Origin of the sequence: Methylobacillus draconifructus (assembly GCF_045984355.1) — a bacterium.
Classification (GTDB): Bacteria; Pseudomonadota; Gammaproteobacteria; order Burkholderiales; family Methylophilaceae; genus Methylobacillus; species Methylobacillus flagellatus_A.
The window spans coordinates 93,005-106,326 of sequence record NZ_JBJQII010000005.1 but is presented as its reverse complement, the minus strand read 5'-3'; the positions used below and the strand labels follow the sequence as shown (position 1 = coordinate 106,326).

At 56.8% G+C, this 13,322-nt stretch carries 11 protein-coding genes; all 11 read right to left on the bottom strand.

Annotated elements, in window-relative coordinates:
* Positions 1 to 207 precede the first annotated feature (207 nt).
* Positions 208 to 2,643 (bottom strand): endopeptidase La, encoded by a 2,436-nt coding sequence (lon, locus tag ACJSDX_RS11635; RefSeq protein WP_309565243.1) that lies wholly within the window; start codon positions 2,641 to 2,643, stop codon positions 208 to 210.
* A gap of 140 nt (positions 2,644 to 2,783) precedes the next feature.
* Positions 2,784 to 4,049, bottom strand: coding sequence for an ATP-dependent Clp protease ATP-binding subunit ClpX (gene clpX, locus ACJSDX_RS11630; RefSeq protein WP_309565242.1), 1,266 nt, complete (start codon positions 4,047 to 4,049; stop codon positions 2,784 to 2,786).
* A gap of 39 nt (positions 4,050 to 4,088) precedes the next feature.
* Positions 4,089 to 4,730: an ATP-dependent Clp endopeptidase proteolytic subunit ClpP gene (gene clpP / locus ACJSDX_RS11625; RefSeq protein ID WP_309565241.1), complete on the bottom strand. Its 642-nt coding sequence runs from the start codon at positions 4,728 to 4,730 to the stop codon at positions 4,089 to 4,091.
* The gene (gene tig / locus ACJSDX_RS11620; RefSeq protein WP_407994822.1) at positions 4,730 to 6,034 is read right to left on the bottom strand and encodes a trigger factor; all 1,305 of its coding nucleotides are present in this window, start codon (positions 6,032 to 6,034) and stop codon (positions 4,730 to 4,732) included. The genes clpP and tig overlap by 1 nt, the downstream gene beginning before the upstream one ends.
* Positions 6,035 to 6,375: 341 nt before the next feature.
* The gene (locus ACJSDX_RS11615) at positions 6,376 to 6,579 is read right to left on the bottom strand and encodes a cold-shock protein (RefSeq protein WP_309565239.1); all 204 of its coding nucleotides are present in this window, start codon (positions 6,577 to 6,579) and stop codon (positions 6,376 to 6,378) included.
* Between the two features lie 163 nt (positions 6,580 to 6,742).
* On the bottom strand, positions 6,743 to 7,414 hold the full coding sequence (locus ACJSDX_RS11610; RefSeq protein WP_309565238.1) for a mechanosensitive ion channel family protein: 672 nt from the start codon (positions 7,412 to 7,414) through the stop codon (positions 6,743 to 6,745).
* A 443-nt stretch (positions 7,415 to 7,857) separates the two neighbouring features.
* On the bottom strand, positions 7,858 to 8,481 hold the full coding sequence (msrQ, locus tag ACJSDX_RS11605) for a protein-methionine-sulfoxide reductase heme-binding subunit MsrQ (RefSeq protein WP_407994821.1): 624 nt from the start codon (positions 8,479 to 8,481) through the stop codon (positions 7,858 to 7,860).
* Positions 8,482 to 8,500: 19 nt separating this feature from the next.
* Positions 8,501 to 9,472 (bottom strand): protein-methionine-sulfoxide reductase catalytic subunit MsrP, encoded by a 972-nt coding sequence (gene msrP, locus ACJSDX_RS11600; protein WP_407995002.1) that lies wholly within the window; start codon positions 9,470 to 9,472, stop codon positions 8,501 to 8,503.
* 57 nt (positions 9,473 to 9,529) lie between these two features.
* On the bottom strand, positions 9,530 to 10,402 hold the full coding sequence (locus ACJSDX_RS11595) for a tetratricopeptide repeat protein (protein ID WP_309565236.1): 873 nt from the start codon (positions 10,400 to 10,402) through the stop codon (positions 9,530 to 9,532).
* Positions 10,403 to 10,434: 32 nt separating this feature from the next.
* Positions 10,435 to 11,235 (bottom strand): 3'(2'),5'-bisphosphate nucleotidase CysQ, encoded by an 801-nt coding sequence (gene cysQ, locus ACJSDX_RS11590; RefSeq protein WP_407994820.1) that lies wholly within the window; start codon positions 11,233 to 11,235, stop codon positions 10,435 to 10,437.
* Entirely contained in the window at positions 11,232 to 13,322 is a 2,091-nt protein-coding gene (gene ligA, locus ACJSDX_RS11585; protein ID WP_407994819.1) for an NAD-dependent DNA ligase LigA, read from the bottom strand. The genes cysQ and ligA overlap by 4 nt, the downstream gene beginning before the upstream one ends.

Sequence of the window (13,322 nt, the reverse complement as noted above, 5' to 3'; positions counted from 1 at the left end):
TGTCACCGGGTTCGTCCGGCGAGGATTACAACGCAGCAGTTGCCGCACTGCCGGGGCAACTAAAAACATAGCTCCAACAGCACCCGTTCGGCGTTGCAGCCCTTGGCAGGCAATGAGCATACCTGTGGACTGCGCCTTTCGGCCGCGTGCTGGAGCTATGCGTACCCTATCATAGAGATTGCAAACAGACTCTAAAAATACCCAGCCTCAATGTTTCGTCACAGGGGACGGCTTGCTGGTTTTGCCTTTGGGTTTGACTTCTGCCACAGGCACCTCGGCATCGGCTGATTCCGGCATGTGCTCAAGCGCCAGCTGCAACACCTCGTCAATCCACTTCACCGGGTGAATATCAAGGTGGTTCTTGATGTTGGCAGGAATATCGCCCAGATCCTTGACGTTCTGCTCCGGGATCAGCACGGTCTTGATTCCGCCACGGTGCGCGGCCAGAAGCTTCTCCTTCAAGCCGCCAATCGGCAGCACCTCGCCGCGCAATGTGATTTCCCCGGTCATCGCTACGTCTGAGCGCACCGGTATATTGCTCAATACCGATACCAGCGCTGTCGAGATGGCAATACCGGCACTCGGGCCATCTTTGGGCGTGGCGCCCTCAGGCAAGTGGATGTGAATGTCATTCTTTTCGTAGAAGTCTTCGGAGAAGCCCAAACGCTTGGCCCGGCTACGCACGACACTCATCGCGGCCTGGATGGACTCTTGCATCACTTCGCCCAGTTTGCCGGTAGTAATGACCTTGCCCTTGCCTGGAAGCAGGACGGACTCGATCGTCAACAGCTCCCCTCCTACCTCGGTCCACGCCAGGCCTGTCACCTGGCCGACCTGGTTTTCCTTCGCAGCCACGCCATAGTCGAATCGTTGCACGCCCAGGTATTTTTCCAGGTTCTTCGGGGTGACGGTTACCTTGCGGGCGGCTGTGCCAGTCTTGGGCTTGGAAGTCAGGATTTCCTTGACCACCTTACGGCAGATCTTGGAGATTTCTCGGTCGAGGCTACGCACTCCGGCCTCGCGGGTGTAGAACCTGACAACATCGCGGATCGTCGCTTCGGAAATGCTGATCTCGCTTTCCTTCAGGCCATGGGTCTGCAATTGCTTGGGCAATAGATAGCGCATCGCAATATTGACCTTCTCATCCTCGGTATAACCGGCCACGCGGATGACTTCCATACGATCAAGCAACGGACCAGGGATGTTCAGGGAATTCGCCGTCGCGACGAACATGACGTCCGACAGGTCGTATTCCACCTCGACATAATGGTCGACGAAAGTATGGTTTTGCTCAGGGTCCAGTACCTCCAGCAGCGCAGAGGATGGGTCGCCGCGGAAATCCTGGCCCATCTTGTCGACTTCATCGAGCAGGAACAACGGATTCTTGACCCCTACCTTGGTCATGCTTTGCAAAATCTTGCCGGGCATGGAGCCGATATAAGTACGGCGATGGCCGCGGATCTCGGATTCATCGCGCACGCCGCCCAACGCAACCCGCACGAACTTGCGGTTCACGGCCTTGGCGATGCTTTGCCCCAAAGAGGTCTTGCCCACGCCGGGAGGTCCGACCAGGCACAAGATGGGCGCCTTCAGCTTGTCTACGCGCTGTTGCACGGCGAGATACTCCACAATGCGCTCCTTGACCTTTTCCAGGCCGTAATGGTCGGCGTCCAGGATATCCTCGGCAATGCCGAGGTCGCGGCTGATCTTGGTCTTCTTCTTCCACGGCAGGCCGACCAGAGTTTCAATGTAGTTGCGCACCACGGTAGCTTCAGCCGACATCGGCGACATCATCTTGAGCTTCTTGAGCTCGGAATTGGCCTTGGTCAGCGCGTCTTTGGGCATGCGCGCATCGGCGATGCGCTTTTCCAGCTCTTCGATGTCGGCATTTTCGTCCTGCTCGCCCAGCTCCTTCTGGATGGCCTTCACCTGCTCATTCAGGTAGTACTCGCGCTGGCTTTTCTCCATCTGGCGCTTCACGCGGCCGCGGATGCGCTTTTCCACCTGCAGGATGTCGATTTCGGATTCAAGCAGGCTCAGCAAATGCTCGAGGCGCTCGGACACGCTGAACATCTCCAGTATCTTCTGCTTTTCCTCGAGCTTCAATGTCAGGTGGGCGGTAATGGTGTCGGCAAGACGGCCCGCATCGTCGATGGTGGCAAGCGAAGTCAGGATTTCAGGCGGGATTTTCTTGTTCAGCTTGACGTATTGGTCAAACTGCGTGAATACGGTGCGCATCAAGGCCTGCGTCTGGCTGTCGTCGCCTGCCGGGCTTTCGATTTTCTCCGTGCGGGCGGCAAAGCATTCCTGGGTTTCGACGAATTCCAGCACCTTTACCCTGTGCAGGCCCTCGACCAGCACTTTCACTGTGCCATCAGGCAACTTGAGCATCTGCAACACTGTCGCTACCGTGCCGACCTCGTAAAGATCCTCGGCATCAGGCTCGTCCTTGTTAGGGGACTTCTGTGCCACCAACAGAATTTGCTTGTCTTGCTCCGAGGCAAGCTCCAATGCCTTTACCGATTTTTCGCGGCCAACAAACAATGGGATGACAAGATGCGGGTATACCACCACATCGCGCAGCGGCAACAATGGTAGCAAGCCAGATTCTGGGGAGAAAACCGGTAATGTTTGTTCTGTCATGAGGAAACTTTCAATGTTGTCAGCAGCAAGGCAACATGCCGACCGCTTTATACATCAATGGGGACAAGCACCGTCACTTCAAGTGCCCGTGCTTGGATTTTCACATAAAAAAGGCTGCAGAGCAGCCTTTTGATCCGAGTTTAACTTGCAGTCTCGAGCCTGGGCTCGTCTGCATAAATCAGGATAGGCGGGGAATCACCCTTGATCACGCCTTCGTCCACGACTACCTTGCGCAGGTTGGGAATGGAGGGCAGATCGTACATGATTTCCAGCAAGGCATGCTCCATGATAGAACGTAGACCACGAGCACCCGTCTTGCGTTCCAGCGCTTTCTTCGCGATCAGGTGGAGCGCTGCTTCCCGGAACTCGAGATCGACGCCTTCCATCTTGAAGAGCTTGGTGTATTGCTTGGTCAATGCATTCTTGGGTTCGACCAGGATCGTGACCAAGGCGGCCTCGTCCAGGGACTCCAGCGTGGCGACGGCAGGCAGACGGCCCACGAATTCCGGAATCAGGCCAAACTTGATCAGGTCCTCGGGCTCGACATCCCTCAATACCTCGCCGATCGCGCGCGCATCTTCCTTGCTCTTCACTTCCGCACCGAAGCCGATGCCGCCCTTCTCGGAACGGCGGCGGATGACCTTGTCCAGGCCGTCGAATGCCCCGCCGCAGATAAACAGGATGTTGGTGGTGTCGAGCTGGACGAACTCCTGGTTTGGATGCTTGCGGCCACCCTGCGGCGGCACCGAGGCCACCGTGCCCTCGATCAGCTTGAGCAAGGCCTGCTGCACGCCCTCGCCCGATACGTCGCGGGTAATGGACGGATTGTCGGACTTGCGCGAGATTTTGTCGATTTCATCAATGTATACGATGCCGCGCTGTGCTTTCTCTACGTCGTAATCGCACTTCTGCAGCAGCTTCTGCATGATGTTCTCGACATCTTCGCCGACATAGCCGGCCTCAGTCAGCGTAGTGGCATCGGCCATGACGAAAGGCACATCCAGCAAACGCGCCAGGGTTTGCGCCAGCAAGGTCTTGCCCGAACCCGTGGGCCCGATCACCAGGATATTGCTCTTGGCGATCTCGACGTCATCCTTCTGGCCGCCCTGCTCCAGGCGCTTGTAGTGATTGTAGACTGCCACCGACAGGTTTTTCTTGGCCTGCGTCTGCCCAATCACGTACTGGTCGAGAATGGCGCAAATTTCCTTGGGGGTAGGCAATTTGCCGCTCTTCGGCTTGAGGCCGTCTTCATCCTGAATTTCTTCACGAATGATATCGTTGCACAAGTCAACGCACTCATCGCAGATAAAAACGGACGGGCCGGCGATCAGCTTGCGCACTTCGTGCTGGCTTTTGCCGCAAAACGAGCAATAAAGTAACTTTTCGCCCTCGGCTTTTGTCGTCATCAAACTATCCTAAAAATAAACTAAAGTTTGCCTACTATGTTATGCAGCATCTGCCCGGCTGGCAATCAACTTATCCACCAAGCCGTACGCCACCGATTGCTCGGCGCTCATGAAATTGTCGCGGTCGGTATCCTGGGCGATTTTCTCGACAGGCTGGCCCGTGTGGCTGGCCAGGATATAGTTGAGCTTCTCGCGCAGGAACAGGATTTCCTTGGCATGGATCTCGATATCGGACGCCTGGCCCTGGAAGCCGCCCAGCGGCTGGTGAATCATGACGCGCGAATTGGGCAGGCAAAAGCGCTTGCCCTGCGCACCTGCCGCCAACAACAAGGCGCCCATGCTGGCCGCCTGGCCTACGCACAAGGTGCTGACATCCGGCTTGATGAACTGCATGGTGTCATAAATTCCCATGCCTGCCGTTACCGAGCCGCCTGGGGAATTGATATAGAAGTAGATATCCTTGTCCGGGTTTTCCGCTTCCAGGAACAAAAGCTGGGCGACCACCAGATTGGCGGTGGCATCATTGACCGGGCCAACCAGGAAAATGATGCGCTCCTTGAGCAGGCGGGAATAAATGTCATAGGAGCGCTCGCCGCGGCCGCTCTGCTCGATGACCATGGGGATATACCCCAGGCCTTGTGCCTCAAACTGGCTCTGCGCAGTTGCAGGATAATGAATCATTAGCTATTTCCCATCAGGTCGTCGAACTTGACTTTCTTGTCTGTGACTTTGGCGGACTTCAACACCCATTCCACCACATTGTCTTCAGTGGCCAGCGCTGCGGGTTCGTCCAGGCGCTTGGTATCGGCGTAGTACCAGGTCACTACGTCGTCAGGACGCTCGAAGCTTTGCGCGAAGACATTGACCATGTTGCGGACCTGGTCGGCATTCGCCTGCAGGTTCTCTCTGTTGACCAGCTCGGAAAGGATGAGGCGCAGGCTTGCATTGCGCTTGGCTTGCTCTTCAAACAATGCAGGCTCGAGGTTGACGTTGGCCAGGTCGACGCCGCGCTGCTTGAGGTTGTTTTGCGTGCTCTGGATCAAGCGGCCGATTTCCGCATTGACGAATGCCTTGGGTACTTCCAGCGCAGTGCTCTCCAGCAGGGCCTGAAATGCTTGTTCCTTGAGCTTGGCGCGCACGCGCTTTTCCACTTCCTGCTTCAGGCTGGCGGTGATTTCCTCGCGCATCTTTTCCACGTCGCCATCTTCCACACCCAGGCTGCGGGCGAAGTCGGCATCAAATTCAGGCAATTTCGCCTGCTCGACCGAATTGAAGGTGACATCGTAACTGACGGTTTTGCCTGCGAGTTGCTCGGGCCTATGGTCTTCCGGATAGGCAATCTCGAACACCTTGTTGCTGCCTGCCTTGTTGCCGGACAGTTCGCTCTCGAATGCAGGGAATCGTCCGCCCTCGCCGATGACCAGGTCGAGGCCGTTCTCATCGGTACGCTCTACTTCCTGGCCGTCAATAGAGGCGATCAGGCTGATGTTGATCTTGTCGCCTTTTTTGGAGGCGCGCTTGACTGGCTCGAATGTGGCGCGCTGGCGCAGCAATACGTCTATGGTTTTCTTGACTTCGGCTTCGCCCACTTCGAGCGCAGGACGCTCGATCTTCACCTTGGAGAGGTCGCCTATCTTTACTTCGGGGAAAACTTCAAAAGTCGCGATGTACTCGATCTGTTGATCTGCCTCGGCATAAGGCTTGTGCTCGATGTTGGGGTATCCGGCCACCCGTAGCTTGTTTTGCTCGACAGCATCGTTGAAGCTGCGCTCTACCGCATCGGAAAGCACTTCGTTGCGCACTTGCGCACCGTATTGTTGACGCACAATATTCAATGGCACCTTGCCCGGGCGGAAACCCGGCAGCTTGGCAGTACGAGCCAAGCGGTTGATACGCTCATTTACTTCTGATTCCAGCGGCTGTACTGGTACGGAAACCGTCATCCTGCGCTCAAGATTGCTGATGGTCTCAACGGTTGCTTGCATTGCTGTGTTCCTTAAATCGAGTTATTTGGCCTGGCGCACCATGCCGACAATACACCGGTCGCGCGAGCCAACTTATTGAAAATTAAAAAATTGCAAAACCATAACTCCAGTTTTACGCCAGCATTCGCTGCAATCTTACCCATTGCTGGGTAAGAATTGGACATGAATATTAGCTAGAGATTCTAGCATAGGTGACTATAAAACATAATGTCAGGAAAAAAGCGGGACAATCGGGCGTGGCAAGACTGCTTAGGCATGTCACGGGATGGGATGGAGCTTGAGAATATAGCGATTAAAACAAAGGGCCGATCTGGACCGGCCCTTATTTAGATGTCTGGATATCAGGCCTTTTGGATATTGGAAGCCTGCTTACCTTTCGCTGTCTGAGTCACTTCGAATTGCACCCTGTCATTTTCCTTCAGGCTCTTATATCCGTTCGCCTGAATTTCGGAAAAATGCGCGAACAAATCGTCGCCGCCTTCGTCCGGGGAAATAAACCCGAAACCTTTTGCATCGTTAAACCACTTAACCGTACCAAGTGCCATATCATTCTCCCAAAAATAACTAACTGACTGCCATTGCATGCTAAAACAACAATGCAGCCCAGCGGATAAGTAATGGCTGATTATGATGTAGGCAGTTTCCTACAGCTGGAAACGCCCAGGGCCGCAAAAGCGGCCCTGAGAAGCTGCAACAAGCAAGCGTGCGTTATTTACGCTTGGATTGCATTTCCTCGATCAGGCGCGCGGCCCTGTCCTTCCCTCCCAGGCCGAACGCGATGGCAAGCGCAAGGAAGATAGCGCCGAACACGATCACAAACAATGCAGTCAATAACTGTGTACCGATATCAAGTTGTTCCAGGGCAACGAACAAGGCGAATATCTGGATGCCATACTCGACGGTGGTGCTGATCTTGAGCGCGCCGTCATATTTCATGCCATGCAACCATGCGAATACCAGGCGGTTGACGAACCGTGCCAGCAAGGTACCGAAAATCAATACCAGGATGGCGACAATGATCTTGGGCAGGTAGTTTGCCAAGTTGTTCAGCATGTGGGCGACTTCGGTGAGTCCGAGCGTATTGGCTCCAGTGATGACGAACAACAGGATCACAAGCCAATAGATCACTTGGCTGATGACGCCGCTCAGGGTCAGGTCGAAATCGCCATGCTTGAGAAACGCTTCCAGGCCGGAGCGATCGGCAAACTTGTCGAATTGGGCCAGCTCGAGGATGCGCTTGACGCCCAGGCATGCCACCTTGGCACAAACCCAGCCGAAGGCCAGGATGACGATCACCGCCAGCAGCTTGGGAAAGAAATAGGCTACCTGACTCCAGAATTCATTGAGTGATGTGAGAAAAATATCAATCTGCTGTTGCATAAGCACACTCCTTGTTTATTTATTGATGACCCTAGAACCTGTTCAAGGCCTTTTTTGAGATACGTTGACCTGTCAAGGCAGCCAAGCAAGGCGCAAACCACGCGTATGCGGATTGTCAACGTGCTCATTGCACGGCGAGGATTTGCAACGCCACAGCGGCTGCGCTACCGAGACAACCCGAAGGGCATGGCTCCAACACGCGTCCGCTCTGTGTTGCAGTCCTTGGCAAGGCAATGAGCATACCTGCGGACTACGCCTTGACCGGACGCGTCCTAGAGCCATGCGTACTTATAAAAAGGCCTTGAACAGGTTTTCTATGAGCAAGGCCTTTTGAACCAGAGCGGTAATGCCCGGCCGTCCAGGATAGGTCGGGTATTTTCTCGTAAATGCGGATTGGCCGCAAACAAATAACCCTTTTCACTTAACATTGAACGATAGGATAATTATCTAGTTGATTGATTATTAATTAATTTAAATTTATTCCTCACCCTATAAGCTATCCGAATTGATAACAAGCCCAGCAAAATCAACGCATACGTCACGGGTTGGGAAATATCCTGCTTGACCAGCCAGAGGTAATGCAATACCGCCAGGACGGCAACCGGGTAACTGAGGGCATGCAATGTTTTCCAGCGTTTTCCCAGCTTGCGCATCATGGCGTCGTTGGATGTCGCGGCAAGCGGAACACTCAATATCAAGGCAAGGAAACCAACCAGCACATAGGGATGCTTGAGAATGTCCTTGGCTATCTCTGGCCAGTCGAACCAATGGTCCAGCCACAGATAAGCCATGAAATGCAGGCAGGCGTAGAAGAACATGAACAACCCGAGCATGCGGCGCAAGGAGAGCAGCCATCCCCAGCCCGACAACAGGCGCAACGGAGTGACCGCAAGGCTGAGCAATAGGCCGACCAAGGCCCATGTTCCCGTGGAGCGTTCGATGAACTCAACCGGGTTTGCGCCCAGCCGGTCCGTGAATCCCAGCCATAACAACCTCGCCAGAGGCAGCAATGCCAAGATGAATATGCTGCGCTTGATCCAAGCGACGGCGGTTTTGCCAGAAGCCATGCTTAAACAGGAACCATGCCTAGAAATGCTTGCGCAGATCCATACCGCTGTACAGATGGGCAACCTGTTCGGCATAGCCGTTGAACATCAGCGTCGGTATCCGTTTCGTGAACAGGCTGCTGCCGATACGGCGCTCATTGGCCTGCGACCAACGCGGATGGTCGACACTGGGATTCACGTTGGCATAGAAGCCGTATTCCCTTGGCGCTGCGCGCATCCAGGTGGTTTGCGGCATCTTTTCCACGAACCTGATACGCACGATAGACTTGCCTCCCTTGAAGCCGTATTTCCACGGGACAACCAGGCGGACTGGGGCCCCGTTTTGAGCGGGAAGCACTTCTCCGTACAACCCGACGGCGAGAATGGCAAGCTCATGCATGGCCTCGTCCAGGCGCAGGGCTTCAAGGTAAGGCCAATCAAGGATCGGGGCGCGTACGCCGGGCATGACGGCCTCATCGGCCAGAGAAATGAATTCGATGAATTTCGCATTAGCGGTAGGCTGAACCAGGCTGACCAAGCGCGCAAGCGGTATGCCCACCCAAGGGATTACCATCGACCAGCCCTCCACGCAACGCATGCGGTAGATACGCTCTTCCAGGGGAGCAAGCTTCATGAGTTCCTCTATTCCCAATTTGCGCGGCTTGAGGATTTCCCCCTCGATTGAAATAGTCCAGGGCGAAGTCTTGAGCTGGCCGGCGTTTTCTGCCGGCTGCTCCTTGCTGGTGCCGAATTCGTAAAAATTATTGTATGTGGTGATGTCCCGGTAGGAAGTCAGCTTTTCTTCCTGTCCGTAGGCGGTTTTCTTGTAGCTCTTGATGGCAGGTCGGCGTCCTTGACCCTTTTCCTGTGCTGCAAAACCGAGACTGCTCCAGCCGCCCAACGCCATCATGGTGCCCAGGCCCGCGGCCTTGATGAGTTCGCGCCTCTGTCTGAACAGGCGGGCGGGGGTAATCTCGGAAGCTACGATATCGGATGGCTTGCCTATCAACATGGGCGACCTTTCAAGCAGATGCGCCATTGCATGGGCCTGGGACAGGCGGAGCTGGCATTAACGCTGTGATAAGTTTTGCAATTGCAAGTTCACTTCCGCCGTCAACTTTTCTGCGCCTATGGCCTCGCCGATTTCCAGCGCCTGCTCCAACGCCTCCTTCGCCTTGCCGGCCTGCCCGGCAGCGATGAAATTCAGTCCCAGGTAATAATAGCCCTTGGCTGCCCAGTAGCCGTCGCCGGCTTCTTTTGCCTTGCCTATGATCCTGTTGAGGTTTTTCTCGGCATTGTTGAAATCCTTGGCATTGATGTAAAGCGAGCCGAGCTCCAGCCCGGCATTCGCATAGGCATCGAAACTACCGTCGCTCGCCTGCATGACCAGGGCCTTGACCTGGTATGCGATGGCATCGTCATAAAGCCCCTGCTTGGCTTTGAGCTGGGCAAGATGCTCGTTGGCATCGGCACGCTCGTTGTTATTGGCAGCAAGCTGGAGGGCTGCTTCATAATGTTGTTGCGCTTGCGGCAACGATGCCTGCTGCACCAGGGCCTCGCCTGCCAGCAAGTGTGAGATGGCCTGGAACTTCTGGTTTTTTTCCTGTGTGGCGAGCGCCAGCGCCGCTTCATAACTGGATTGCGCTTGTGCGTACTGCTCCAATGCATTGTAGGCGTTGCCCTTGAGTAAATAGGTCACCAAGCGCTCATGCGCCGTGGTTGCCTGCGCCTCGGCGGCAGTGAAGCTCTTGACGGCATCTTCGCCGCGCCCCAGGGCCAATTCCGCCCTGCCTTTGCACAGCAAGAGGTCGCGCTGCCCCTGTTGTTTTGCCAGGCCCTGCCCTGCCTGAGCCAAGGCTGCATCGGCATCGTCTTCATCCAATGCACGGAGGCAACCCTCGGCCGGGTTCGTGCCGGCATGCGCAAGACTGCTTGCGAGCATACATATCATCAGGATTCTAAAAAACGGCATCATTACTCCAGGTATTGGTTCCAATCGTGCGCTGTCGCGCCACGGGCAAAAAATTCCGGGTTGAGGATAGTGTCCTTGCGGTTGTATTGCAGGGCAAGGCCATGGCGGTCGACCAATTGGCCGCCCGCGCATTCGAGCACGCACTGCGCGGCCGCAGTGTCCCATTCCGACGTCAGGCCCAGGCGCGGGTAGACATCGGCCTTTCCCTCTGCCACCAGGCATATCTTGAGCGAGCTGCCCATATGGACAATATGCGGCTCGCTATGTTGGATAGTGATATTCCGCAACATGGCCTGTATTTTTTTGCCGGGATGGGAGCGGCTGGCAGCGACGGTAATATGGCCAAGGTCCAGTGGGCGGGCACGGATGCGCTCAGCTGCCTGGCCGTCCAGCTGCTTGTAGGCAGCCTGGCCGTCGGCATAATAGCTGAGTCCAAGGGCCGGTGCGTGGACGACGCCGAGCACGGGCCGGCCGCAATCGATCAGGGCGATATTCACGCTGAATTCGTCATTGCGCTTGACGAATTCCCGGGTGCCGTCCAGGGGGTCGACCAGCCAGTACTGCTGCCATTGCTGGCGCTCTGCGAATGGGGCAAGCTCATACTCCTCGGAGATCAGCGGCAGCCCTGGGGTCAACCATTGCAGGCCGTCCTTGATGACGCGATGGGCGGCCAGGTCTGCTTCCGTCAAGGGAGAATGATCCTCCTTGTGATGTACTGCAAAATCCCCACGGTACACCTGCATGATGGCCTCCCCGGCCTCATGCGCCAGCTTCATCAATGCAGGGAGGAGGCTATCCTTCATTCCGCGAGCAGATCCAGCAACCCGGCCTCGTCCAGTATCGCCAGCCCCAGCTCCTGCGCCTTGGCTAGCTTGCTGCCGGCCTCGCTGCCTGCGACCACATAGCTGGTCTTCTTGGAAACACTGCCGCTGACCTTGCCGCCGGCTGCCTCTATGCGCTCCTTGGCCTCCTCCCGCGACATCGTGGGCAGCGTGCCGGTCAATACGAAGGTCTTGCCTTCCAGCGCGCCGGAGCTGGCCGGCTGCCCTTCGCTCTCCTCCCAATGGATGCCGGCGTCCGTCAGTTTCCTGATCACTTCACGGTTATGTTCCTCGGCAAAGAATTCGGCGATCGAGCGCGCCACCACCGGCCCGACGTCCGGCACTTGCTGCAAGGCTTCGGCATCCGCCGCCTGCAATGCGTCCAGCTTGCCGAAATAGCGCGCCAGGTCCTTGGCCGTGGCTTCTCCCACATTGCGGATGCCCAACGCGTAGATAAACCTGTTCAACGTCGCATGCTTGCTTTTCTGCAAGGCGTCCAGCAGGTTGCGGGCAGATTTCTCAGCCATGCGGTCCAGGCTGGAAAGTATGTCCAGATTGATTTTCTCCGGGTCATACAGGTCGGCCAGGGTTTCGACCTTGTTCTGGTCGATCAGCTGGTCGACCAGCTTTTCGCCCAGGCCTTCGATATCCATGGCGCGGCGGGAAGCGAAATGCAGGATGGCCTGCTTGCGTTGCGCCGGGCAGAACAGGCCGCCCGTACAGCGCACGGCAGCCTCGTCCGGCAACCTCGCGGCATGGGAGCCGCATATCGGGCACAAGTGGCCTATCGCCTCGAGCAAAACATAGGGCTGAGAGCCTGCTGGGCGCCTCTCCTTGATGACGGAGACCACTTCCGGGATGACATCGCCGGCGCGGCGCACCACCACGGTATCTCCAATGCGCACGTCCTTGCGGTCGATTTCATCCTGGTTGTGCAATGTGGCATTGGTGACGGTCACCCCGCCAACGAATACCGGCTTCAGGCGCGCCACGGGAGTGATGGCGCCGGTGCGCCCTACCTGCACGTCGATATGCTCGAGCACGGTCATTTCTTCCTGCGCCGGGAATTTGTGGGCCACCGCCCAGTTCGGCTCGCGGGAGCGGAAACCCAGCTCGCGCTGCAGGTCCAGCCGATTGACCTTGTAGACCACGCCGTCGATGTCGTATGACAATTGGTCGCGCCTGGCGGCGATGGACTGGTGAAAAGCCGCCAATACCTCCGCGCCCATGCCTACGGCGCGCTCGCTGCATACAGGGAAGCCGAGCGCCTTGAGCGCATCCAGCACCTGGGCATGGGTGGACGGCACCTTCCAGCCCTTGGTCTCGCCGAGGCCATAGGCGAAGAACGACAACGGCCGCTGTGCGGCAAGGCGCGGATCGAGCTGGCGGATGCTGCCTGCAGCGCCGTTGCGCGGGTTCACCAGGCTGGGCTTGCCGTGCTCGCGCTGGCGGGCATTGTAGCGTTCGAAATCCGGGCGGCTCATGTACACCTCGCCCCGGACCTCAAGCACTTCAGGCGCTTCACCGTGCAATTGCAGCGGGATCTGGCGTATGGTGCGGATGTTGTGCGTCACATCTTCGCCGACCTCGCCGTCGCCGCGCGTAGCGGCCTGCACCAGCAAGCCATGCTCGTAGCGCAAGCTCAAGGCCAGGCCGTCGAACTTCAGTTCCGCTGCATATTCAATCGGCGCATCGTCGGGCAATAGCCCCAGCTTCTTGCGCACGCGCGCGTCGAAATTGCAGGCGCCCTGGGGCGTGATGTCGGTTTCCGTCTCGATCGACAGCATGGGGATGCGATGCCGCACCGGCACGAGTTCCGTCATGGCTGCCCCGCCGACCCGCTGCGTAGGCGAGTCTGGCGTGACCAGCTCAGGGTGTGCCTCTTCCAATGCCTTGAGCTCGCGGAACACGCGGTCGTATTCGCTATCCGGCACGCTGGGCGCATCCAGCACGTAATATTCGTGATCGTAGCGCCGTATCGTGGCGCGCAAGGCTTCTGCCTTTCCAGCCAAGCCGGACGGCGTTGCTGGAGGATGTGCCGAAAACAGGCCTGCTTGCATGTCCGCCAT